The following is a 21,425-nucleotide window of genomic DNA, read 5'->3' on the forward strand; positions in this document are numbered from 1 at the left end:
GCGCCCTATGCTGCTTGTTTTTGTGTCACGATAGCTAGCTGACGTTCGCCACGTTCGAACCATGAGGAGGGCAACAATCTTTCTGCTTCAAAAGCAACTAGCTTTTTAAGATAGCCATCACCTTGGCAATTTGGAATAGATGCAATGGCTTGTCCAACCAAATAATCAAAATGTTCAACAGCACCATTTAGACCCAACTCTTTAGCTGAGCTCGGGCGATGATGCTCTTGATCTTGTCCACTTGGTTTTCCAAGAAACTGTGAGTCACCAAGTACATCGCGAATATCATCTGCCACTTGATAAGCCTCTCCGAGCCACTCTCCTAGATTTTTCCATGTGTCAGCATCAGATCCAGCTGCTTGAGCGCCAGCGGCAGTTGCCGCTGCAAACAGTGCACCTGTCTTAGCTCTTTGATATTCACTTAAAACAGCTTGAGACTCACACTCCCATGCTTGCCCAGCGATAATTCCAAACGGCGCTCCCACTCCTTGAGAAATGGTTTTAATGATCGGCGCCAGTCTTTGTGCTGAACGTCTTGATGTTGCAGCAACTGTTTGATATGCCATCACAATCAGGGCATCGCCAGTGAGCACTGCCAATCTCTCGCCAAATTCTTTATGCACCGATGTTTGACCACGTCGCATATCGGCATCATCAAAACAAGGCAAATCATCATGCACTAGAGAAGCACAATGGATCATCTCAATAGCAATTGCACTGGCCATCGATAGTTGCGGATCATCATTGCCACAAGCCTGAGCTACTGCTAAAGTGAGTTGCGGTCTAATACGTGCACCACCTGGAAATACAGCGTGTCTGATCGCCTTACTTAAAAGAGCAGGACCTTTTTCAGATTCATGAGATTTCAATGCATGGTCTAAAGCGCGCTCTAAATGCTTAAGTGGTGACATGGTCTTGCCCCTTTAAAAGAAATAATTTTCTTTGTCTAATTTAAAATACAATTTACTATGTAAAAAAATATAGACACTATTTGAGTTACTGTCAAACCAAAATACAAGGGTTTACCCTGATAAATAGCGGCTTTAGAGAATGATTAGTGAAATTCCAGAAGACTGGCCCAATAGATCTTTCAGTCGTAAGGTTCAGACTGGAGATTTATCTTGGCACGTGCAAATCGCAGGTAATGGGCCGATTCATGTGCTGCTACTGCATGGAACCGGGTCTTCTGCCCACACATGGGGTGAGCTATTCACAGAGCTGGCAAAAAAATATACAGTCATTGCGCCTGATCTACCCGGCCATGGGTTTACCAGAAACCTGGGAGCAAAAAATTTAAACCTAGATGCCTTAGCCACCAAACTCTCTGAGTTAAGAGAGGCTCTCCATATCGAATATTTTGATCACATCATTGGTCACTCTGCAGGAGCTACCTTAGCCCTAAGCTACACCCTTCAAAATAAGCAAGCCAAAACGATTGTGGGCCTTAACCCCTCGCTCATTAGCTTACCTAGCTTCTATCATCGATTTGTTGCACCATTTTTAAATCCGATAGTGACATCGTCATTTTTTACTGCTGTGCTTGCCGATCTTTTGCCACACACCAAAATGATTGATAGCCTGATTGACTCAACCAATACGAATCTCAATACTGAAAAACGAAATCGATATAAAACCTTGTTTAAGAATGCGGATCATCTCAACGGCTCAATGAGCTTTATGGCCGGCACTGACATACCAGGACTGCTTGAGCAATGTAAAAAAATTCAATCCAAACTGACATTCATCTTGACTGAAGATGATGGTTGGATTCCAGCGCAAGCTCTACAACAGGTTATTAAGCAATACTTTGCTCAAGCAAAGGTCATTGAGATCAAAGGCGGACATATGTTTCATGAAGCAAATGAAAAATATGCTATTGAATTAATTGAAGCAGCGTTACTTGAAGAGAGGAGAGAACCATGTCCACAATAATGTATGTCGCATTGTTCTTAGGAGTACTTATTGGCTTAGGGCTATTTTTAAATGCCTACTTTAGAGGTCAACAGGTCCTAAAAAAATTATCACAAAAGAAGATGCATCAGTAATTTGCTAATTGCATAGCTGCTTGTGATATTTGTTTTCCAGAGCCTGTAAAAGGTAATGGAAAATATTGTGCAGCCATCGTGCCGGATAATTCTTGAGCCAAGATCTCAGGTTGCGGCGATGTATCAACAAACAATACACGATGGTTTTTCAGTCTTAACTCTTTAGCCGCCGTTAATGCATCAGCATGAGCGCTACCCCTCCCCCCAACACCTTGAAGATTTACATTAGCCTTACCGTCACTCATGATGACAATGATGGGCGTTAAACCTTTGCGTTGAAGAGAGATAGCCATCTCGTTTGCGGCCCGAAAACCTGAAGCCAATGGTGTACCGCCCCCACCAGGTAAAGCTGCTAAATTTCTTTTTGCCCTAGCAAGTGAACGCGTTGGGGGTAACACCACCTCTGCCTTTGCCCCGCGCATGGAAAGCATCGCCACTTCATCGCGCCTGATATAGCACTGTGCCAATAATTCCTCTAGAGCACCTTTTGCCTCAGCTAAACGCTGAGTTGCGGATGAGCCTGATGCATCAACCAAAAAAATGGTGACCGTTCCTCGTCTTCTTAAATACTGCTTGATATGCAGATCTTCAGCCCTAAAGTCAATTCGGCTGTGAGGCTGATTCGCTTGATTGTGAGCAAGCACTCCTTTTCGAAGTCGCTGCCAAGGTATAGCAGCCCTAATGCTTTTCAGAATATCTAGGCGTTTGCCATCGGTAGGCCTTCCCTTGCGTGCTCCAAGAGGTCTGCCGCTCAAGAAATTTTTCTGAATTGATCCTGACTTTCCGGAAACATGTGCAGCCGATTTACCAGCCCGCATCATATCTTTGGATTGCCGCAAGAGTTTAGGAGGAATCGAGGCCTTTACCGCCTGAACTATGATGTCCTCTAGCTCCTGCTCAGAAGGCTGCTCTTGCTTGATTTCATCTGAGGATTCTGGATCGCTTTGAGAGTCTTCTTGCTCACTATCAGAATCTTGATCATTCTGATCCTCATTAGCTTGGTCTTCAGATTGATCCATCTCAGGAGGCATATATGCCCGCTTAGATGGGGTGTATACCAAGCGGGCAGCATCAATCACCTCATCTTGACTCACCTCAACCAGGCCCCTCAATGCGGCCAAGGTCTTTGCTACCTCCAGCGCAAAGTGATTTGCCCTGAAAGAGCTCACACCTAGACTAAAACCTGCCTTTGTCATTACTTCCAAATATTCGTCACTGCACTTGACTGAAGGCAAAAGTTTTCGTGCCTCTTCTATATCTTCAGCATTCACCTCAAGGGATTCTTTGATATCTACTAAAGATAATTGATCTAAGTACAACTCAAAGGCTAATCGATCTAGCAATCGAGGACTAATTGATTCATCAACACTATCTGATTCATCAAATGCAATGACTCCAAAGTGAGTAGATTCATCAAATGCATTTTTCTCATCTAGAGCTTGTGAGATCAATGCAATGGCCTGTAAGTCCATTCTCTCTACCATCGGTAGTAGCAATAGATTGCCATGGACTCGCTCCAAAAGACCCTTACTCATGACCAATGAACCCGCCTGCAAACTAGCTTCAACATCTAATGCACCAATCAGCTGTTCAGCAGAGATATTGGCAGGTGCTTTCAGTACCTGCATACCGCATGAGGAAGTGAGTTGTTTTAAATAACTAAACCAGGCCTCTCTCACAGGACCAAATTGGCTTTTGACGGTTACACCTTTGAGACCTTTGGGATTAATTGCCAATAGAATGGCAATTAAATTGGCATCAAACCATACTGTTTGATCAGATTTCACTTTGCTGCAGTGGCAAAAAACTCTTGCATAGCACGATCAATTCTTGCTCCTGAGGAACTATCGTCCAACGGATTACGTCGCAATCTATGTCCTAGAGCGAGGGGTGCAATTTTCTTCAAATGATTCAGGTTGGCTTTTTTCTTGCCCTCGAATGCAGCTAAGGCTCTAACGCCTCTTAACAGGGTTAATTCACCTCTTAAGCCATCGGTTCCCAAATGAGCGCAGAGTTTAGTGGCGACTTCAAGCAATTCATCTTCCACCTCCACTTTATCTAAGAGTTTTTGAGATTTGATAATTTTTTGTTTGAAATCGTCTTCTACTTTTTGCCACTTGGCAATAAAGCGCTCTGGGTTTCTTTCAAACTCATCACGTCTTTTAATAATTTCTACACGCTCTTTAAAATCGCCAGGAGTTCTCACCTCTGTCGATAAACCAAATCGATCTAACATTTGAGGGCGTAATTCACCTTCTTCAGGATTACCGCTACCAATCAATACAAAGCGCGCGGGATGCCGAATGCTTAAACCCTCACGCTCAATAATATTTTCACCAGAGGCAGCAACATCAATTAATAAATCCACTAAGTGATCTTCAAGTAGATTTACCTCATCTATATAGAGATAGCCACGATTCGCTTTTGCTAGCAGGCCTGGTTCAAAGGTCTTAATACCTTGAGTAAGTGCCTTTTCAATATCCAATGCTCCCACTACTCGATCTTCAGTAGCGCCCAGAGGTAAGTCCACCACTGGCACTGGAATACTTTCTGTTTTTAGCTTTTGACCTGCCGCCTTTTTAGCCTCGCATTCAGAGCAAAGACTTTTAGAATCTGGATTACAGTGGTACTGACAGCCCACAATGGATTTCATAGTGGGTAGCAAGGCAGCCAGGGAGCGAATGGTAGTGGACTTACCAGTTCCACGATCACCAAAAATAAGAACGCCGCCGATTAAAGGGTCGATTGTGCAGAGCGTGATCGCCAGCTTCATCTCGGTTTGTGAAACAATTGCTGTAAAAGGAAAGTTCAGGGCCATTGCTATCCGAAGACAAATGAATATAGAAAATAAAATTTAGTTTAGTCTAAGTAAATGGTAATGTTGCATTTGATGATTAGGAATATCCTCTAGTTTCTGAAAAAATGAGTGGCATTGAATTAGCCTTATGTCCCAAACCCTAAATTCCTCCTCTTCTGCCTCTGCCTTGGCAGCCCCCAAGCGCCTGGTCATTGCCTCCCGAGAAAGTCGCCTAGCCCTATGGCAGGCGCACTATGTCCAAGATTGCCTTAAAAAGTGCTACCCAGACTGTGATGTCCAGATTTTGGGCATGACCACCAGAGGGGACCAGATTTTGGATAAAGCCCTGTCTAAAGTCGGTGGCAAAGGCCTATTTGTCAAAGAGTTAGAGACTGCCCTAGAAGATGGCCGGGCTGATCTGGCAGTGCACTCCTTAAAAGATGTCCCAATGGTGATGCCAGAGGGTTTTGATCTGTCTTGCGTGATGGCCAGAGAAGATGCCAGAGATGCCTTTGTCTCTAATGATTACGCTAGCTTAGAGGAGCTACCTGCTGGCGCGATTGTGGGAACTTCGAGCTTACGACGAGAGTCCGTATTGCGCGCTAAGTTCCCCCATCTGGTGATTGAGCCACTACGCGGTAATTTAGATACCCGCATGGGTAAATTAGATCGCGGTGAGTATCAAGCCATTATTTTGGCCGCTGCTGGTCTCAAGCGCTTAGGCCTAGAGTCCCGCATCCGCGCTTGCCTGCCTTACGATCCCTACACCCCAGCAGCAGGTCAAGGCGCCCTAGGCATTGAGACCCTCACTAGTCATCCGCATATTAAAGAGTGGCTTGCGCCACTCTTAGATTTACCGACCTTGTACGCCGTATCAGCAGAGCGCATGGTCTCTCGGCAATTAGGTGGCTCTTGTGAGGTGCCCCTAGCAGCGTATGCCACTTGGGATCAAAACCAGATGCAGATCCGCTCTTTTGTCGCCAGTACCGATGGTCAAAACATCTGCCTAGCTAAAGGCAGTGGGGCAGTAGCCTCAGTAGCTGATGCAGAAGCCCTAGGATTGGCGGTAGCCCAAGATCTGCTGGCCCAAGGGGCGGCGGAGTTGATACCTAAGCCTGTGTAAAAATAGCCAGATTAAATCTGATATTTTCATTTTCATCCATCACAATCTTGAGAGGTAGTCATGTTCACCAAAACAATTCTTAGTCTAGCTTTTCTCTTCCTCATGCTGTTCGGACTCATCCTAGCAATTCGGGATCAGGGATATGTGCTCTTTACTATTGGTCTGATTGGCTACTTCCTAATGGCAATTTCGTCCAACTTGTGCAAAGACTTTAAAAAATTGGGTTCGTCTAAATAATTTCAAACGGTATGAGTAATACCAAAAAGAAATATTCTATTTGGCGATTCATCCCTTACTGCTTTGCTAGCATCTTAGGGTTTGGCTTCGGCTTCAAGTTTGGTCACGAAATCAGTGGGGTTGGTCTTGCTGTACTAACAGGCTTAGTAAGCGCACTCATTTGCAACTTCATGATGGAATACGTGGTGCTCAAAATCTTTGGCCCACGATAAACGCCCCGTATTGAAATAAGGGGCGTTAGAAGTACCTCTTTTTATTTATATTTGCTAGTCAGGTTTTTTGCCATTTTCCCAATCGTGATCAGGCAAACGACTACAAAAGCGACTACTAAAATTCCGGTTAGATTCATATTTATCTCCCTAAATTAAAACGATCAACCTACCAATTCAAATTTTATTTCTTCTTGGATAAAAGCGTTGTCATTGCGAAAATTGTAGCAATCAACAAGCCAATTTCCAAGAAATAGACGAAAGAGTAGCCAGTCGTTGCAGTAATAAGCCCCTCAGGAAGCCAATTTGCAGCCCCTATGGCAACAACAATGTCTCTCATGACCCCGCCCAAACCAATCGCAATTCCAGCTGCGGTTGCTTGCACTGCACCCCAAGCTCCTAAAGCAAGCCCCCTTTGATTGGCTGGCGCCAATTGCATCGTTGCAGTTAGAGTTCCATGACTAAATAAGCCTGCGCCAAAACCAATTAAAAAAGTTCCCAATAAAAATAATGTCTTTAAAGCCAATGGAGCGGAGAGGACAATCAAAATAAAAGCGGGAATCCCTACCAGGGCACCAATGCTAGCCATGTAAAAAGGATCTGTACCTTTACTCAATACACGAGAGGCCCAGCTAAAGCCAATGAGCCCGCCCACCGCTAAGATTGCTGTGAGCATCGTAGTCTCGCTAACACTCATATTTAAGATTTGACCTCCATAAGGCTCTAGCAAAACTTCATTCATGCTAAATGCCATGGTTCCAAAGCCAACTACAAGCAACCTTCTCATGGCGTTACCGCCTCGCGCAAACATCTGCCAAGACTCTATGAATGAGGGCTCCTGATGACGTGGTTTTGCCACTTGTATTCTGGGCTCTTGTTTCCATAATGAAATGACATTCAGCACGATCGTGACAACTGCAGAAGCTTGGATAACTTGAATTAATTTTCCAGGACTGAATTCTTGCAGAGCCCAACCAAATAGCAAGGCACTGACAATCATGCCCATCAGTTGCATGACATACATCAGTCCAACTACTTTAGGCTGATCTGCTTCAGGAGCGAGATCTGTAGCCAAAGCGAGGCCCACTGTCTGGGTAATGTGTATGCCAGCTCCAACCAATAAAAATGCCAGGCCAGATGCGACCCAGCCAACCCAAACTGGCGCTTGTTGAGACTGCCCGGCACCAGATAAAACCAGCAATGCAAAGGGCATGATGGACAAGCCGCCAAACTGAACTAAGGCCCCCTTCCAGATGTAGGGAACTCTTCGCCAACCTAAGGCAGATTTGTGGTTATCCGAACGAAAACCAATCAGCGCTCGAAAAGGCGCAAAAATAATTGGTAAAGAAATCATCACCGACACAATAGAAGCTGGCACATGCAGCTCAACAATCATCACGCGATTTAAAGTGCCTACTAACAAAACCAAAGCCATCCCCGCAGAGACTTGAAAAAGAGACAGTCTTAATAATCGAGATAGAGGTAAGTGATCAGACGCTGCGTCTGCAAAAGGAAGATATCGAGGTCCCAGATTTGCCCAGGACTGCATGAGTTTTTTAGTTACTCGATTCATCTTGTAAATTCTAGCCCAATGAATATGCCCATGGAAATGAAAAAGGCTGGTACGAAACCAGCCTTTAGTGGGACATTCAATTCCTTACTTCTTAACTGGTGCCGTCGGTACTGCCGGAGCTGGTGCTGATGCTGTCTTAGCGCCACCCTCCAAGAAAGCACTCACCCAAGTTGTATGGCTCAGGATTGCGTAATGCACACTAAAAGATCCAACTGCTACCGCTCCAATAATGAGCGGAATCCCAACAGTAGGTCGAACTACTGTCCACATTTTTCCGTAAATCATATTAATCTCCCCTTCCCTTATTTAAGCCAAGGCGAATAAATATAAGCAAGCAAATGTGCTAGCGCTGCGATCATCCCAAAAAACTGGGTCCCTTGAATCAGATTGCGATGCAATTCCTCTGATTGTTCCTCTGTCAGCCCGGTAAGGCTCATTTTTCCATCTGACATAGTTGGCGTCTCCCTATAGAAAAGACTAACTAAACGTGCAACCCCGCACGCAGGGTAGTGACCAAAGTCACTGATTCCCAAAACTACCTATGTAATCTATTAAATACACTTACAATTGTCAAGGGCAATATACATTAAATACCTTAATATGAAATTTAATTGTTTATTTTCAATAACTTATATTTGTAATTAATTTTCTATAAATTTAATAATGTTGTTTAAAAATCTATATAACTAGTATTTACCCTTATATAAATTCCATAGTACTTTAGGCAACAATCGGCGCGCAGAACTGGCAATCGAATCACCAAAAATCGGTATGCCTTGATTCAATGTCTAGGATCGATAATCGAAGAAATATTGAGAGACAAGCAAGACCATTTCCTATGACTGATAAAGAAATTCAAAACTCTAAAAAGTTAAAGTCTGTAAAGTCATTCCTGCCATTTTTAAAGCCCTATAAAAAGCAACTACTTGTAGCGGCGATCAGCCTAGTTCTGGCTGCCTCAGCAACTCTAGTAGTACCCCTGTGTTTTCGAAAGATTGTTGATTTAGGATTTAGTGACATTAGTCATGCGCAGATTAATATCACCTTCATCAATCTATTCTTGGCTGCATTTGTTTTGGCCTTTGCAAGCGCATTGCGTTACTACATTGTTTCTTGGCTTGGCGAGAGAGTAACGAGCGATATCCGCAAAGCGGTCTACTCACACATCATTGTGCAAAGCCCTGAGTTCTTTGAAACCAAGCAGAGTGGGGAACTGCTTTCACGCATTAACAATGACACTTCCATAGTACAAATTCTGGTAGGCACAAGTGTGTCAATGGCAGTCCGGAATCTATTCCTGCTGGTTGGCGGCATGACGATGATGTTCATTACCAGCATTAAATTAAGCTTAATCATTCTTGCTACGCTCTTATTAACCGTGCTCCCTATCATGCTGATGGGGAAAAAAGTTCGGCTGCTCTCCAGAAATTCTCAAGATAAGATTGCGCTTGCATCTGCGATCGCAGGAGAAAAAATCAATGCCATTCTGACTGTCCAATCTTTCGCAAATGAACAGAAAGAGATCAAGATATTTAATCAGTCTATCGAGACCTCATTCATTGCTTCCATTAATCGAAGTGCGGCAAGGGGCAGACTCACCTTTGTAGCCATTCTTTTAGGCTTTACCAGCATTATTGCCGTGCTATGGCTCGGGGCGTATGCAGTCAGCAATAAAGAAATGTCTGGCGGCCAGTTAACTCAATTCTTTTTATATGCAGTGATCGTCGCAGGAGCAATTGCCGCTCTATCTGAAGTGCTCGGCGATGTTCAAAGAGCTATTGGTGCAAGTGAGCGACTCCTAGAGCTGCTGAGCTTTAGATCACAAGTACAAAACCCCAAAGAGCCATTCATTTCTGATCGAGCCATGAATCAGGCGATTAGCATTGATATCCAAGACATCAATTTTCATTACCCATCTATCCCAAGCAATGTTCTCACTGATGTGAGCTTACACATTAAGGCTGGTGAAAAAATCGCAATTGTGGGGCCATCTGGCTCGGGCAAGACAAGCTTGTTTAAATTAATTCAGCGTTTTTATGACCCGCAATCTGGAAGCATCTCCTTTGATGGGGTCGATATCAAGCAATTTCAATTGGCGGACTTAAGGCAACTGATTGGAGTAGTGCCGCAAGAAATCAGCATCTTCTCTGAAAATGCACTAGAAAATATTCGGTATGGTAAAGAGCATGCAAGTGATGAAGAAGTCATACAAGCATCTAAGCTCGCATCAGTTGATGAATTTATTACCAGACTGCCAGATGGATACCAGACTTATTTAGGCGATCGTGGTGTTCGCTTATCTGGAGGTCAAAAACAACGCATCGCTATTGCAAGGGCTTTACTGAAGGATCCGCCAATACTCTTATTAGATGAAGCGACCAGTTCATTGGATGCAGAGTCAGAGAGATTGGTGCAGCAAGCCCTTGAAGTGGCCATGAAAGGCAGAACTACTATCGTGATTGCGCACCGACTTGCCACCGTTAAGAAGGCAGACAGAATTGTCGTTATCGAAAATGGTCGCATTGTTGAGATTGGCGATCATGCCAGCCTTGTCAATAACGAAGGACTTTACTCACACTTAGCTAAATTACAATTTACTGATGCCTGATCTAAAAGTTCCCCACACCCCCCCCACACCCCCCAAGCCCCCATCAATATCGCAGCCCTCAAAGATTACTTTTGGGGTCTTCAAGATCGGATTACTAGTGCGATGAGTGCACTCGATGGCAAAGCCTTTGTTGCTGATGAATGGCATAAACCAGAAGACAGTAAGCTCAAAGGTTATGGGCAAGCATTGGCCAAGGACTTTCCAACAATACGATCTTTCACCCAAGATAAATAGAACGGCTTAGATGATCCAGGAGTTGTAAAGTGAGATTGCTCGCCTGGTAACTGCATTCTTCCAACATTGCCACCCAATTTGCATGCTTGCTCTTGATATAGCTTATGCATCATGGGTGGAACAGCAGTATCTTTAGAACCAAAGTAAATCTGCACTGGAGCCATCGGCTTTACTACAGGCACGCCGCCTTTTAACATTGCCTGGGCCCAGGCAACAGTATTGGTTGGCTTCTGTTTCAATAAGCTTGCGTAGCTTGAACCGTAGTTAAAGTTAAATGTGTCGCTAGCTGTATGCATACATTTATTGCTATAAATCTCATTGGCAACTTTTACACCTTCATCGGTAAAAATATCCGAAAGCTTGAGATTTGGAAAGGCTGCCTGAGTACCCCAGTAGAACATCGTTGCATGAGTGAAATTAAAAACGCTATCCAAAAACATCTTTTGTGAGTCTTGAAAATATTTATCAGCAGTAGCTTGATCAAGCTTGCCGGCTGGTGCAAGAATGGAAATATCTTGCGGTGCTAATGCTACGAAACCAACAATGTCAGGATTATCAGATACTGTGCCAGTTTGTTGGATGTATTCGGGCATGCCTGCCAATGCAATTACAGCGCCGCCACCCTGAGACCATCCGTAAACTATCGTTTTCTTATTAGCTCCAGTCTCCTTCATTGAAGTTACAGCACGAGCAGCGTTGATTGTGTCCATAGCATTTGTTGCGGCAACACTATATTGATGTCTGCCGCCACCACCTAGACCTTGATAATCGGTTGCAACAAGAACATAGCCCTCTTTGAGAAACTCTTCTACAGCAGGGATTCCGTAATCAGTCCACGAATTTCCGCCCACTAAAAAATACTCGTTCAAAGGAACTGCAGGGTCAATAACTTGAGAAGGTCCGCAGTTTTGGGCAGATCCAGTTGTGCCATGTGCCCACGTCATTACTGGGCGTCCACCCGCTGGGGCTGGGCCTAAAGGTGCAATTACCAAACCAGTTGAGATTGTTTTGCGTCCGGCAATGTCAGAAGAAATATAAGCAATTCTCCAGGCCTGCGCGCCCTTTAATGAGGTCGCTATCTTTTCCTGCTTAATGACTTGGCCTAACTTACCTTCAGGACTCATTTTGATCACTGCAGCGTAGAAGGGCTGCATTGGCGGATCAGCATAAACAGAAGTGGATAGAGCAATTGAACTAACTCCAAGAATCAAAAATGAGAATAGTTTTTTCATAACTTTATTTATATATATAACAGTTAAAAAGGTAATCATCTCTACGCAATATTTTGTAAAGAATATAAATTTTTTTGCAGCCTCATTCTCGAATCTATTTCCCACTCACAGCTTTAGGGCATACCTCTTTATTGGTCGAATCTTTTTGCCATTCCTTAAAACAAGCACTTTGAGGATCCAAGGCCAAGGGTGCAGCCAGATCATAACGTCTACCTACTACTAGCTTCTGTTGATCTATCCATAAGTTTTTCTGCAGATTTGTTGTAAAGAGCACTTGATGTGCAATCTCTTTATTGGGAGCGATATTAGGGGGATAAAAGCCCTCTTCTGGTACTAAGGAATACAAGGCACTCGCATTAAAGCCGTTGGATTCTTTTGGAAGATAGTTAGCAACAAGCGTAAATGCTTGAGAATACTTTGCAATATCAAACCACATATACATCCCTCGATTGCTGGCTGCTGGGACTAAGCCTTTAGGTATATTGACTTCACCACCATAGGCTTTACCGTCATACATTGCTGGAATCAAGATGAGGTCTGCTCTTTTTAATGCATAAACTTCAGTTAGCTCAGGAATACGCACTTCATCATTAAGCATGACTGCGACTCGACCCAAGTCATTAGTACTAAACACAGGAAGATCATTGCCGGGCGTAGCCCACTGCTGCTCACGATCATTTAAATGCGACTTGCGATAAATCCCAGCTTGCTTACCATTGAAATCAAACAGGACTGCAGTTTCATAATACTTGCCATCTTTTGCCTCAGGCATAGAGAATAAAAGATAGGTTTTATAATTTTTTGCCAGGTTGGATGCTAATGTTGCGCTTTTACCATCAAGACTCTCAGCATACTTAGCGATATTGATTTTATCTAGAGCCACCTTGCCTAAAAATGAATTGAACGGCAATACCGCCAGATTAAAACCATTCGGATTGGCCTTAATCAAGCCTTCTACTTTTTTAGCATTCGCATCTACATCACCATTCACTGGATCATATTGAATTAAAAGAGCTCCAATTTGATTCTGAGTATTGTTGGTTACCGGATCAACGGGTGCTTTGTATAGGTTATAGATGCCATATAGCTCTGGGCGACGATGCTTAAGCCAAAATTCTTTTTGCACACTTTTCTTCTTAGTGTCTATAGTGGCATAAATGATTGTGGGCTCCTCAGGCTTTGTCCATGTGCCCGCCTTAGAGCTAGTAAGTTGTTTTCCACTACTATCCCAAATAGAGGATCCACCAGTAAATTGATCAACAAATTTGATTTGGGGCATTTTCACTAAGCCCGCTTGATTTGTGGCAACCGTATTGATGCCAATCCAAGGGGATAAGGTTGCTATGTTTGCAATGGTTGAGTGATTGCCATTACTCATTTTTTCAAACTTAGGCGTAGTGTCAGAACCAATTGGCATTGCCAGAATATCTATCCCACGCAAACTGGGAACCAATAAGGATTGCAGACGACTGTCATCAAAACAAATGAGCATGCCTATCCGACCAATATCGGTATCAAACACTGGAAAACCTAAATTACCTGGCGTAGCAGTACTAAAGTCACCGGGTGGCAATTGATTTTTACGGTACTTACCAATATATCCTTTGGGTCCGATCAGGGCGGCTGCATTGTGCGTTAGCCCAGTTACAGGATCGTTCTCATATAAACCAATCACAACGTAATTGTTATATTTTTTTGTGATCTTTTCCATGGCTGTAGTCGCTTTGCCAGGAATCGTATCTGAGTCCTTTTTGCTAGTGATAATCCAACCCGTCACAGCAACCTCTGGCAGAACAATCAACTTAGCCCCATTCTGAGAAGCCGTAGTGACTTTAGCTGCTATCCCATCAATATTAGCCTGCACATTCTGCTCAGCGGGATTAAATTCAACAGCGGCAACTTTAATTACTGCAGCATGAGAAATGACAGGAGATAAAGCGAAGAAAGCAAAGAGAAAGATGGTAATTTTTTTCATGGACTCGGCAGTTTGATTCAATACAAAAACTATATCAGATAGCCATTACATGAGATTTAATGCTGGATAGTGGCAAAAAAAATACCAACCCAAAGGTTGGTATTTTCATTTCCACAACTTCTAATTAAGGCGTTACAACATGCCAGACTTTATTGACATTATCACCAGTCTTATCGCCTGGGTTTTTGTCCTTCACGAAGAAATAAAGGGGCTTTCCTTTATAGGTAAGCTGCTTTTGTCCATCGTTACGACTAATTAAAGAGAAGTCACCAGATAGCTTAATGCCTGGTTCAACATAGACTGGTGGCCAGTTATCGGCGCAAGTGAGAACGCACTCTGATTTACCGGAATTTGCTTGATCTTTATCAAAGGTATAAATCGTTTTACCGTAACTGCTAGTCAAAATGCCATTACTTACCTTCACAAAGTCTGCCGAGGAGGTCTTAACATCAGGGGTTCCAGCACAAGCTACTAGCCCAATGACTACGCAGCCCATCGCTACAAGCTTCAATACATTATTCATTTTTTATCCTTAACTTATATTGTGCTAATTAATTTCCAGGACCAACTAAAGTTACCTCAATGCGACGGTTTTGAGCACGTCCATCTGGGGTGGCATTAGAGGCAACGGGATTAGTGTCACCCATGCCTTGAGCGGAAATTAAATTCTTATCTACGCCCTTACGGATTAAATAATCTGCGACATTGTCTGCTCGTCTAGAAGATAAATCTAAGTTTGTAGCAATTCCTTCGCTGCGCAATCCAGGCCCAATACCTACATTATCGGTATAGCCTCGCACAACAATTTTGGTATTTTGAAATCCAGAAAGAGTTGGCGCCATTTTTGCTAAAACCTGATCAGCCTTTGCATTCAATTTAAAGCCGCCTTCGGGAAATAGAATTTTGTCCTTAATGGTAATTTTTAGTTCACCTTGTAGTTGACGAATCTCAACCTCATCTCCCTGATAAGCTTGTTGCAATTGTGAATATGCCTGCTCAAGAGAGTTATAACTTTGTTGCGTTACGCAAGCAGTTAATAATCCCATTAAGGTAATTGCTACCATTAGTGAAGCGCGCTTTAATGTAAACATTCTCTCTCCAGTTAATAAACCCAGTAAATACAACCTGCTATCAAGTATACGTGATGCAGCCATCAGAACACCAGGCCGAAACCTAGTAACATAGGTCCAAAGAATTCCGGTTTGTGTAACTTTGCTACCCCTTGGACTATTCATCATTCAATTACAAATTTAGATGGGTGCCATCCAATAACTAGTCCTCCAGAATATTTCAATTGCGTTTAGCTTAGCTATGAGCTCAGTTGAACCAACCAAATGGCGAATGTATTCATTATTTATAAAAATTCTTTTAGCGCCTGAAGACCAATACTAGCTTGCTCCTCTTGGGGCAAATGACCAATATTGGGTAAAGCAACTCTTTTGGCATTGGGCATTACCTTTAAATAATCCTCAGAGTTTGAAATTGGAATGAAAGCATCCTTCTCTCCCCACATTAACAAAGTAGGCGCCTGAATCTTGGAAAGGGATGGCACTGGATCCTGCAAAACGGTTTGTTGCATTCGAGCCAAAATAGCGCCCCGAACTCCCGGTGCTAACATCAAGTCGTAATACCGATTTACCAAGCCATCATTTAAAGTTTTTGGGTCAGCGTAAGCTGGCTCTAGATTCATTACCAAGAATGACTTCGAAAAGAAGTAGCGATAAAGATTGGCAATAGCGGGTATTTCGGTCTTTTTGCCATACCCTATTCCAGGACTTGCATAGCCGTCTGGTGAAATTAATACCAGCTTACTCACTTGCTCTGGATATTGAGCAGCAAATTGCCAGGCAAATTTGCCCCCCATCGAATTACCCACCATCACTACTTTTGGAATCTGGAGCTCCTTCAGAAAAGCCTCTAAGACTTCAACACTTCTCTGATCCGTATAAATCCCACTAGGGTCCTCTCCTGTTAATCCAAAGCCTGGAAGATCCACGGAAATCACACGATATTCACTACTCAAATCCCTAGACCAGGTATCCCAAGTTTGCAAGCTAGATCCAAAGCCATGTAGGAACAGGATTGGTATCGGATTTTTAGCGGGTCCTGTATCTTGATAATGTATCTTGACCCCCAAGGCTGTGGCATAGCTATTTTTTGGAGAGCCGTAGGCTTTCTCAAGATCTACCCTAGATTTGTCTGGAGTCCACAACATGATTCCAGCCAGCACGATTAAAGCCATCAGCAACAGCGTGGTTCGCTTGAGCACCTTCTTGAACATGGGGCTAGCCTAAGGTAAAAGTGATAATTTTTTGACTTAAAATGAGACTGTTAGAAAATAATATTCTTACTTCTTCCCCTTAGTACTTAAACACACCACGCTTGGTTTTTCTACCGAGATATCCTGCGGCCACCAGCTCTCTTAAAAGTGGCGCAGGGCGGTACTTGGAGTCATTAAAGCTATTAAAGTAAGTTTCCATGATTGCCAAGCAAGTATCTAATCCAATCAGATCAGCCAATGCTAAGGGACCAATCGGTTGATTGCAGCCCAATTTCATACCTTCATCGATATCCTCTGGAGAGGCAATACCTTCACCTAATACAAAGAAGGCTTCATTGATCATTGGCAATAAAATACGATTCACAACAAAGCCTGGTGCATTTTTTACAGCAATGGGATGTTTGTCAATTTCACGGGCAAATGCAATCACGCTTTCTCGGGTCGTAGTACTGGTTTGCAAACCACAGATCACCTCAACCAAACTCATCAGTGGTACTGGGTTAAAAAAATGCATTCCAATAAAGCGTTCTGGATTGGAATTGAAGGCTGCTAATTTAGTAATCGACAATGATGACGTATTAGTAGCAATAATGGTGTCTTTTGATACTAGGCTATCTACCTCGTGTAGGATTTTTTCTTTTAAAGATTGGTTTTCAGTGGCTGCTTCAATCACCAAGTCTAAGTTCACTAATTTATGGTAGTCAGTACTCACTGCGATTCGCTTCATTGCGTGCGCGAGATTGTCTTGAGAGAGCGTACCTTTTTTCACCATACGTTCTAAACTATGCGTAATGGTATCCATGCCCCGCTCAAGCGCTGCATCATTGATATCAATCATGGTCACTTCCAAACCATGAGTAGCACATACCTGAGCAATCCCATTGCCCATAATGCCTGCGCCGATAACGCCGATTGATTGTATTGTCATGACTTTGAGACCTAACTAATTTAACTTTATGATGAAACCATTTCACAAACGGCTGAGGAGATCATGAATGGCGCTGCGGTGGCTTTGATCACTGCTTAGGGCTATCCAGAGCTAGTGCGCCTGATTGTCGGCATATGCATGTGCTTATCTTAGACGTTGTCCGCACCTAATCAAATCGCCATGTAATTCCCGCATCTAAGCGCGTTGAATTAGGTCCATTGCCAACCAATACTAGCCCGGTATTTTGCGCACTACGCATCATTGAAATACCAAAGTCCACACTTTCAGATAGTCCAATAATTGCAGCAACCATACCGTACATAGTGGACTGCTGTTCGGTCGAAGGTGGGTTGGTTTGTACACCAAAATCGAGGGCAAAGCGTAAACCATCCATGACATTCCAGACGGGTGCAATGGATGCGGAGTAGATGTTCAATCTTAAAGGAGTGGCACTGCCACCGTTTAAGTAATTTACGTTATAGGGGCTACGCATATAACCTACATTGATATGAGCCTCCAAGGACTCATTTAAATAATAAGAGGAAATTAATGTTGCACCATAATTGAATGCCGCCTGTCCAAAACCCACTACTTGTTGTTGCTTTGTATCGGGAAATTGCAGGATGGGTTTTATTGCGAAATTCCAGCTATCGCCCTCTTCACCCAAAAAACGCCACTTTGCATTTAGGGTGTAGTTACTAAGCGGTGAGTAATTACTTGCACGCGGGGTCGCATTGTATTGCGTCCCTAATGCAATCTCAACATTCTCAGCGATGCCTCGGGTGTAAGTAAAGGGGAATGAATTTGTAGAACCTGACCCCAGAAATTCTGTGCCTGGGCTCGAGGTGTCCTGACCTGTGCCTGTAGGCTGGTTAACCTTATTGATTGAGTAAAAATACATTTCAATCTGATTCCCGCCCTTCTTAACTGTTCCCGCATCATCAGTATTTAAGGGTTCAAATGCCTGAGCCCAACCGATTAAAGAAAGAGTTAATAAAGCGAAAGAAAGATTTTTTAGATAAGACATGGCAAATTTATTGCTAAAAAGATCTAGTTTTTCAACTAAATTCTTACAGGACTTTCAGAATGCAAAAATACTTTGCGCGCCTTGAAGTCTAGGTCGATCAAATCGCCGTAAGTGGACCACTCTAAAATGAGATCAAGTGTCTTCTTCACGTCACGCTTATCTAAAGACAGGCCTAATGATTTAGTAAGTACGTCAAACGAGACCTTCGTAGAGGGGGCACTCTTGAGCTCTTGATATAGCTCACTTATAAATGGAATGGTCTCCAGAGCCTGCTGACCTAGCATTTGTTTTCTTAATTCACTGTCGCCATTACCAAAAATACTACCTAACTCGGTAGCAATTAAATCGCCGTCTTTCACCATAGCAAACTCTAGCAATACCAGATCCTCTACCGCATTTATGAAGGCGTTATCACTCATCTCAGTAGCTTCAGCAATCTTAGGCAAATCAGCACGACCTAAAAATTCTGGGTCAATTAAGCGCTCCATAAGCCCTTCAATTGATGCAACATTGGCATGTGGGTATGGACTGCGCTCAGTAGCCAAGCCATAATCTAGCTGACCATCGGCTAAACGTCTTTGAGGGTTCACCATTTCGGTATAGATGCAGTCTACTAAATGATGTATCTCTGGAGTTTTTGGCTCACGTGGTCGCTCTAACCCAATAGGTAACTCAAAGCGAACGCGGCCTGGATTGGAAGAAAAAATTAAAGCCCTATCCGCCATCATGACCGCCTCTTCAATATTATGAGAGACAACCAAAAGTGATTTGGTTGGCAAATCTCCTGATTGCCATAACTCTAAGATATCGTCACGCAAATGTTCGCCTGTCATCACATCAAGAGCAGAGAATGCCTCATCCATTAACAGGACCTCTGGCTCCAAAACAATAGCTCTAGCAATACCTACGCGTTGTCGCATGCCGCCAGATAACTCTTTTGGCAACGCTCCTTCAAAACCCTCTAAACCAATCAATTCAATGGCTTGTTTGGCTTTTTTGGCACGCTCATCGGGAGCAATTCCACGAGCCTCAAGACCAAGCTCGACATTTTGTTGAACCGACAACCAAGGAAATAATGCAAAGGACTGAAATACCATGCTAATCCCATTAACCGGTCCATAAATCGGTTTTCCAGCATATTCAACCTCACCAGAATCTGCTGAAATTAGGCCGGCCATAATACGTAATAGAGTTGATTTTCCTGAGCCCGATTGACCCAATAGCGCAACAATTTCTCCCTCTCTAAGAGTGAAATCCACGTTTTCCAAAATCATTCGATCTGAACCATCTGCTGACTTGAAAGATTTATTAACAGAGCGAAGTTTAATAAGGGGTGTCGACATTCGTGCAAACTTTCCGAACAAGTTAAAAATTCAAGCCCTTTTCTGAGAGCAAATAAAGACGGCGCCAAATAAAGCGATTAAAACCAATAACAAAAATACACATCACGCCAATTCCTAATGCAATACGTGGAAAATCGCCTGCTGTTGTCATTTCAGCGATATAAGATCCCAGTCCCTCAGCCTTTAGAGTGATATCACCCCAAGTGACGTACTCAGAAACAATGCTGGCATTCCAAGATCCCCCTGTGGCGGTTAGGGCCCCAGTTACCAGACTTGGGAAAATTGCTGGCAGGTAGTAACGACGCCATTTAGTCCATGCTTTAAGGCCTAAGTTGTCCGCTGCATAGCGTAACTCAACCGGAATAGTGGAAGCACCCGCGATCACGTTGAACAAGATATACCATTGCGTACCAAAAATAATCAGTGGCGAGAGCCAGATATTGGGATCTAACTTGAAATGCAAAATACCCACAACGGCAATTGGAAAAAGCAAGTTTGCTGGAAAAGCAGCCAAAAATTGTGCTACTGCTTGAGAATGCTCTGCAATACGAGGATTAAGGCCAATCCAGATCCCAATTGGAACCCATATAACAATGGCGATTGCAATTAAGACAACCACGCGTATCAAGGTCAACACTCCTAAATATAGGATGTGCAAGACCTCCGTTAATCCCACCTCGGTATGAATATACTTAACTAAATAGATTACTGCTGAGCAAGCCGCAATTATTACTAAAACATCCCAACCGCGGGCCACGTGATGCGAGGGAATAATGTTTTTTGCGGGAGCAACAGTGCCGTCAGTACGCTTTCTAAAGAAGCGAAAGCTGCTTTCAAATAGTTTAATAACTCCCAATCCTAGCTGCTGCAGCCATACAGTACGACGCCAGAGATTTAAAGCCCAAGACTTGGGAGTGACTTCTCCATCACCCTCTTCAAATCGAAATTTATCTGCCCAAGCAACCAGAGGCCTAAAGAAAAGTTGATCATAAAGCGTGATGCCAATCAACATAGTCACAATTGCTAGGCCGATTGCGCCCAAATCACGCTGATCAATAGCCAAGGCAATATAAGATCCAATACCAGGTAATTTAATATCTTGATTTGCTACAGTAATTGCCTCAGACGCTACCAAAAAAAACCAGCCTCCGGACATCGACATCATCATATTCCATAACATTCCTGGCATAGATACAGGAATGTCGAGCCTCCAAAAACGCTGCCAAGGAGACAGTTTAAAAATTCTAGATGCCTCATCTAGTTCTGCTGGAATCGTTTTAAAACTTTGATAGGCACTAAATGCCATATTCCATGCTTGTGCAGTAAAAATAGCAAAAATTGCCGCACACTCAACCCCCAAAAGGCTTCCAGGAAATAGTGCAATAAAGCCTGTGACAGTAATTGAAAGGAAACCTAATACTGGAATTGATTGCAAAATATCCAAGATTGGTACCAAGACCTTTTCTGCCGCCTTAGACCGAGATGCCAGAAGTGCAAAGCCAAAAGCAAATACTACCGAGAATGCGAGCGCAATAAACATTCGCAAAATAGTACGCAACAAGTAATAGGGCAAGTTGGCCGCATCCAAGGACAACTCAATAGGCGTACCCACTAAAAATGGCTTTGCCATTTCCTCTGCACCAAAACCCAATACTAGAAGGATCAGCAGAATAATGGGCAACAGAACTAGATCCCAAATTCCCGAGGGAGCTATTGCTAGATTTTCAGCTTCTTTCAGGGTGGAGGATGTATTTTTAAAGGAATCGGTTGTCATTTATCTAACGATAAATACCCAAGATGACTTATATATGAC

The 21,425-nt window shown here is 43.3% G+C and carries 20 protein-coding genes; 5 read left to right on the forward strand and 15 right to left on the reverse strand.

Annotation, left to right across the window (positions count from 1 at the left end; genetic code table 11):
- Nucleotides 1-5 precede the first annotated feature (5 nt).
- Nucleotides 6-911: a polyprenyl synthetase family protein gene (locus ICN41_RS03170; RefSeq protein ID WP_216291331.1), complete on the reverse strand. Its 906-nt coding sequence runs from the start codon at nucleotides 909-911 to the stop codon at nucleotides 6-8.
- 139 nt (nucleotides 912-1,050) lie between these two features.
- Between ICN41_RS03170 and ICN41_RS03175 the strand changes: the two genes are divergently transcribed.
- A complete protein-coding gene (locus tag ICN41_RS03175; protein WP_216291332.1) occupies nucleotides 1,051-1,932 on the forward strand; it encodes an alpha/beta fold hydrolase in 882 nt (293 codons plus the stop codon).
- A complete protein-coding gene (locus tag ICN41_RS11335) occupies nucleotides 1,920-2,045 on the forward strand; it encodes a hypothetical protein (RefSeq protein ID WP_255537857.1) in 126 nt (41 codons plus the stop codon). Before ICN41_RS03175 ends, ICN41_RS11335 begins: the two co-directional genes overlap by 13 nt.
- Here ICN41_RS11335 and ICN41_RS03180 read toward each other — a convergent pair.
- Together ICN41_RS03180 and bchI are read right to left on the reverse strand one after the other, a co-directional pair.
- A complete protein-coding gene (locus ICN41_RS03180) occupies nucleotides 2,039-3,832 on the reverse strand; it encodes a magnesium chelatase subunit D (protein ID WP_216291333.1) in 1,794 nt (597 codons plus the stop codon). The two genes, ICN41_RS11335 and ICN41_RS03180, sit on opposite strands and share 7 nt — an antisense overlap.
- Nucleotides 3,829-4,863 carry a magnesium chelatase ATPase subunit I gene (gene bchI, locus ICN41_RS03185; protein ID WP_216291334.1) on the reverse strand — a complete coding sequence of 345 codons (1,035 nt, stop codon included), beginning with the start codon at nucleotides 4,861-4,863 and terminating at the stop codon, nucleotides 3,829-3,831. Before bchI ends, ICN41_RS03180 begins: the two co-directional genes overlap by 4 nt.
- 127 nt (nucleotides 4,864-4,990) lie before the next feature.
- Here bchI and hemC point away from each other — a divergent pair, with 127 nt between their 5' ends.
- Nucleotides 4,991-5,965 (forward strand): hydroxymethylbilane synthase, encoded by a 975-nt coding sequence (gene hemC / locus ICN41_RS03190; RefSeq protein WP_216291335.1) that lies wholly within the window; start codon nucleotides 4,991-4,993, stop codon nucleotides 5,963-5,965.
- 248 nt (nucleotides 5,966-6,213) lie between these two features.
- Nucleotides 6,214-6,414 carry a hypothetical protein gene (locus ICN41_RS03195; RefSeq protein ID WP_216291336.1) on the forward strand — a complete coding sequence of 67 codons (201 nt, stop codon included), beginning with the start codon at nucleotides 6,214-6,216 and terminating at the stop codon, nucleotides 6,412-6,414.
- Between the two features lie 181 nt (nucleotides 6,415-6,595).
- Here the strand turns inward: ICN41_RS03195 and ICN41_RS03200 are convergent, their stop codons facing one another.
- The 3 genes from ICN41_RS03200 to pufB form a co-directional block, all read right to left on the reverse strand.
- Nucleotides 6,596-7,984 (reverse strand): PucC family protein, encoded by a 1,389-nt coding sequence (locus ICN41_RS03200; protein ID WP_216291337.1) that lies wholly within the window; start codon nucleotides 7,982-7,984, stop codon nucleotides 6,596-6,598.
- 84 nt (nucleotides 7,985-8,068) lie between these two features.
- Nucleotides 8,069-8,269 (reverse strand): light-harvesting protein, encoded by a 201-nt coding sequence (locus tag ICN41_RS03205; protein WP_216291338.1) that lies wholly within the window; start codon nucleotides 8,267-8,269, stop codon nucleotides 8,069-8,071.
- 17 nt (nucleotides 8,270-8,286) lie between these two features.
- On the reverse strand, nucleotides 8,287-8,436 hold the full coding sequence (pufB, locus tag ICN41_RS03210; RefSeq protein WP_087909593.1) for a light-harvesting antenna LH1, beta subunit: 150 nt from the start codon (nucleotides 8,434-8,436) through the stop codon (nucleotides 8,287-8,289).
- A 386-nt stretch (nucleotides 8,437-8,822) separates the two neighbouring features.
- Between pufB and ICN41_RS03215 the strand changes: the two genes are divergently transcribed.
- A complete protein-coding gene (locus ICN41_RS03215; RefSeq protein ID WP_216291339.1) occupies nucleotides 8,823-10,592 on the forward strand; it encodes an ABC transporter transmembrane domain-containing protein in 1,770 nt (589 codons plus the stop codon).
- A 173-nt stretch (nucleotides 10,593-10,765) separates the two neighbouring features.
- Here ICN41_RS03215 and ICN41_RS03220 read toward each other — a convergent pair whose 3' ends face one another.
- From ICN41_RS03220 to ICN41_RS03260, 9 genes are all read right to left on the reverse strand, one after another.
- The gene (locus ICN41_RS03220) at nucleotides 10,766-12,058 is read right to left on the reverse strand and encodes an alpha/beta fold hydrolase (RefSeq protein ID WP_216291340.1); all 1,293 of its coding nucleotides are present in this window, start codon (nucleotides 12,056-12,058) and stop codon (nucleotides 10,766-10,768) included.
- Between the two features lie 94 nt (nucleotides 12,059-12,152).
- Nucleotides 12,153-14,033 carry a carbon-nitrogen hydrolase family protein gene (locus ICN41_RS03225; RefSeq protein ID WP_216291341.1) on the reverse strand — a complete coding sequence of 627 codons (1,881 nt, stop codon included), beginning with the start codon at nucleotides 14,031-14,033 and terminating at the stop codon, nucleotides 12,153-12,155.
- Nucleotides 14,034-14,157: 124 nt separating this feature from the next.
- On the reverse strand, nucleotides 14,158-14,556 hold the full coding sequence (locus tag ICN41_RS03230; RefSeq protein ID WP_216291342.1) for a hypothetical protein: 399 nt from the start codon (nucleotides 14,554-14,556) through the stop codon (nucleotides 14,158-14,160).
- A 28-nt stretch (nucleotides 14,557-14,584) separates the two neighbouring features.
- A complete protein-coding gene (locus ICN41_RS03235) occupies nucleotides 14,585-15,124 on the reverse strand; it encodes an OmpA family protein (RefSeq protein WP_255537858.1) in 540 nt (179 codons plus the stop codon).
- A gap of 263 nt (nucleotides 15,125-15,387) precedes the next feature.
- Nucleotides 15,388-16,314 (reverse strand): alpha/beta fold hydrolase, encoded by a 927-nt coding sequence (locus ICN41_RS03240; RefSeq protein WP_216291343.1) that lies wholly within the window; start codon nucleotides 16,312-16,314, stop codon nucleotides 15,388-15,390.
- A gap of 79 nt (nucleotides 16,315-16,393) precedes the next feature.
- Nucleotides 16,394-17,242 carry a 3-hydroxybutyryl-CoA dehydrogenase gene (locus ICN41_RS03245; RefSeq protein ID WP_216291344.1) on the reverse strand — a complete coding sequence of 283 codons (849 nt, stop codon included), beginning with the start codon at nucleotides 17,240-17,242 and terminating at the stop codon, nucleotides 16,394-16,396.
- A gap of 166 nt (nucleotides 17,243-17,408) precedes the next feature.
- On the reverse strand, nucleotides 17,409-18,269 hold the full coding sequence (locus tag ICN41_RS03250) for a hypothetical protein (protein ID WP_216291345.1): 861 nt from the start codon (nucleotides 18,267-18,269) through the stop codon (nucleotides 17,409-17,411).
- A gap of 35 nt (nucleotides 18,270-18,304) precedes the next feature.
- The gene (locus ICN41_RS03255) at nucleotides 18,305-19,612 is read right to left on the reverse strand and encodes a nitrate/sulfonate/bicarbonate ABC transporter ATP-binding protein (RefSeq protein WP_216291346.1); all 1,308 of its coding nucleotides are present in this window, start codon (nucleotides 19,610-19,612) and stop codon (nucleotides 18,305-18,307) included.
- Between the two features lie 22 nt (nucleotides 19,613-19,634).
- A complete protein-coding gene (locus ICN41_RS03260; RefSeq protein ID WP_216291347.1) occupies nucleotides 19,635-21,386 on the reverse strand; it encodes an ABC transporter permease subunit in 1,752 nt (583 codons plus the stop codon).
- Between the last annotated feature and the right edge of the window lie 39 nt (nucleotides 21,387-21,425).

Source organism: Polynucleobacter sp. 15G-AUS-farblos (genome assembly GCF_018882445.1).
GTDB lineage: Bacteria > Pseudomonadota > Gammaproteobacteria > Burkholderiales > Burkholderiaceae > Polynucleobacter.

What these genes read in the sequence shown, in the direction of transcription:
- ICN41_RS03225 (WP_216291341.1), bottom strand. Translation starts at nt 14,033, where the DNA reads ATGAAAAAAATTACCATCTTTCTCTTTGCTTTCTTCGCTTTATCTCCT.
- ICN41_RS03235 (WP_255537858.1), bottom strand. Translation starts at nt 15,124, where the DNA reads ATGTTTACATTAAAGCGCGCTTCACTAATGGTAGCAATTACCTTAATG.
- ICN41_RS03195 (WP_216291336.1), top strand. Translation starts at nt 6,214, where the DNA reads ATGAGTAATACCAAAAAGAAATATTCTATTTGGCGATTCATCCCTTAC.
- ICN41_RS03230 (WP_216291342.1), bottom strand. Translation starts at nt 14,556, where the DNA reads ATGAATAATGTATTGAAGCTTGTAGCGATGGGCTGCGTAGTCATTGGG.
- ICN41_RS03200 (WP_216291337.1), bottom strand. Translation starts at nt 7,984, where the DNA reads ATGAATCGAGTAACTAAAAAACTCATGCAGTCCTGGGCAAATCTGGGA.
- ICN41_RS03220 (WP_216291340.1), bottom strand. Translation starts at nt 12,058, where the DNA reads ATGAAAAAACTATTCTCATTTTTGATTCTTGGAGTTAGTTCAATTGCT.
- ICN41_RS03170 (WP_216291331.1), bottom strand. Translation starts at nt 911, where the DNA reads ATGTCACCACTTAAGCATTTAGAGCGCGCTTTAGACCATGCATTGAAA.
- ICN41_RS03255 (WP_216291346.1), bottom strand. Translation starts at nt 19,612, where the DNA reads ATGTCGACACCCCTTATTAAACTTCGCTCTGTTAATAAATCTTTCAAG.
- hemC (WP_216291335.1), top strand. Translation starts at nt 4,991, where the DNA reads ATGTCCCAAACCCTAAATTCCTCCTCTTCTGCCTCTGCCTTGGCAGCC.
- ICN41_RS03260 (WP_216291347.1), bottom strand. Translation starts at nt 21,386, where the DNA reads ATGACAACCGATTCCTTTAAAAATACATCCTCCACCCTGAAAGAAGCT.
- ICN41_RS03175 (WP_216291332.1), top strand. Translation starts at nt 1,051, where the DNA reads ATGATTAGTGAAATTCCAGAAGACTGGCCCAATAGATCTTTCAGTCGT.
- ICN41_RS03250 (WP_216291345.1), bottom strand. Translation starts at nt 18,269, where the DNA reads ATGTCTTATCTAAAAAATCTTTCTTTCGCTTTATTAACTCTTTCTTTA.
- ICN41_RS11335 (WP_255537857.1), top strand. Translation starts at nt 1,920, where the DNA reads ATGTCCACAATAATGTATGTCGCATTGTTCTTAGGAGTACTTATTGGC.
- bchI (WP_216291334.1), bottom strand. Translation starts at nt 4,863, where the DNA reads ATGGCCCTGAACTTTCCTTTTACAGCAATTGTTTCACAAACCGAGATG.
- pufB (WP_087909593.1), bottom strand. Translation starts at nt 8,436, where the DNA reads ATGTCAGATGGAAAAATGAGCCTTACCGGGCTGACAGAGGAACAATCA.
- ICN41_RS03215 (WP_216291339.1), top strand. Translation starts at nt 8,823, where the DNA reads ATGACTGATAAAGAAATTCAAAACTCTAAAAAGTTAAAGTCTGTAAAG.
- ICN41_RS03245 (WP_216291344.1), bottom strand. Translation starts at nt 17,242, where the DNA reads ATGACAATACAATCAATCGGCGTTATCGGCGCAGGCATTATGGGCAAT.
- ICN41_RS03205 (WP_216291338.1), bottom strand. Translation starts at nt 8,269, where the DNA reads ATGATTTACGGAAAAATGTGGACAGTAGTTCGACCTACTGTTGGGATT.
- ICN41_RS03240 (WP_216291343.1), bottom strand. Translation starts at nt 16,314, where the DNA reads ATGTTCAAGAAGGTGCTCAAGCGAACCACGCTGTTGCTGATGGCTTTA.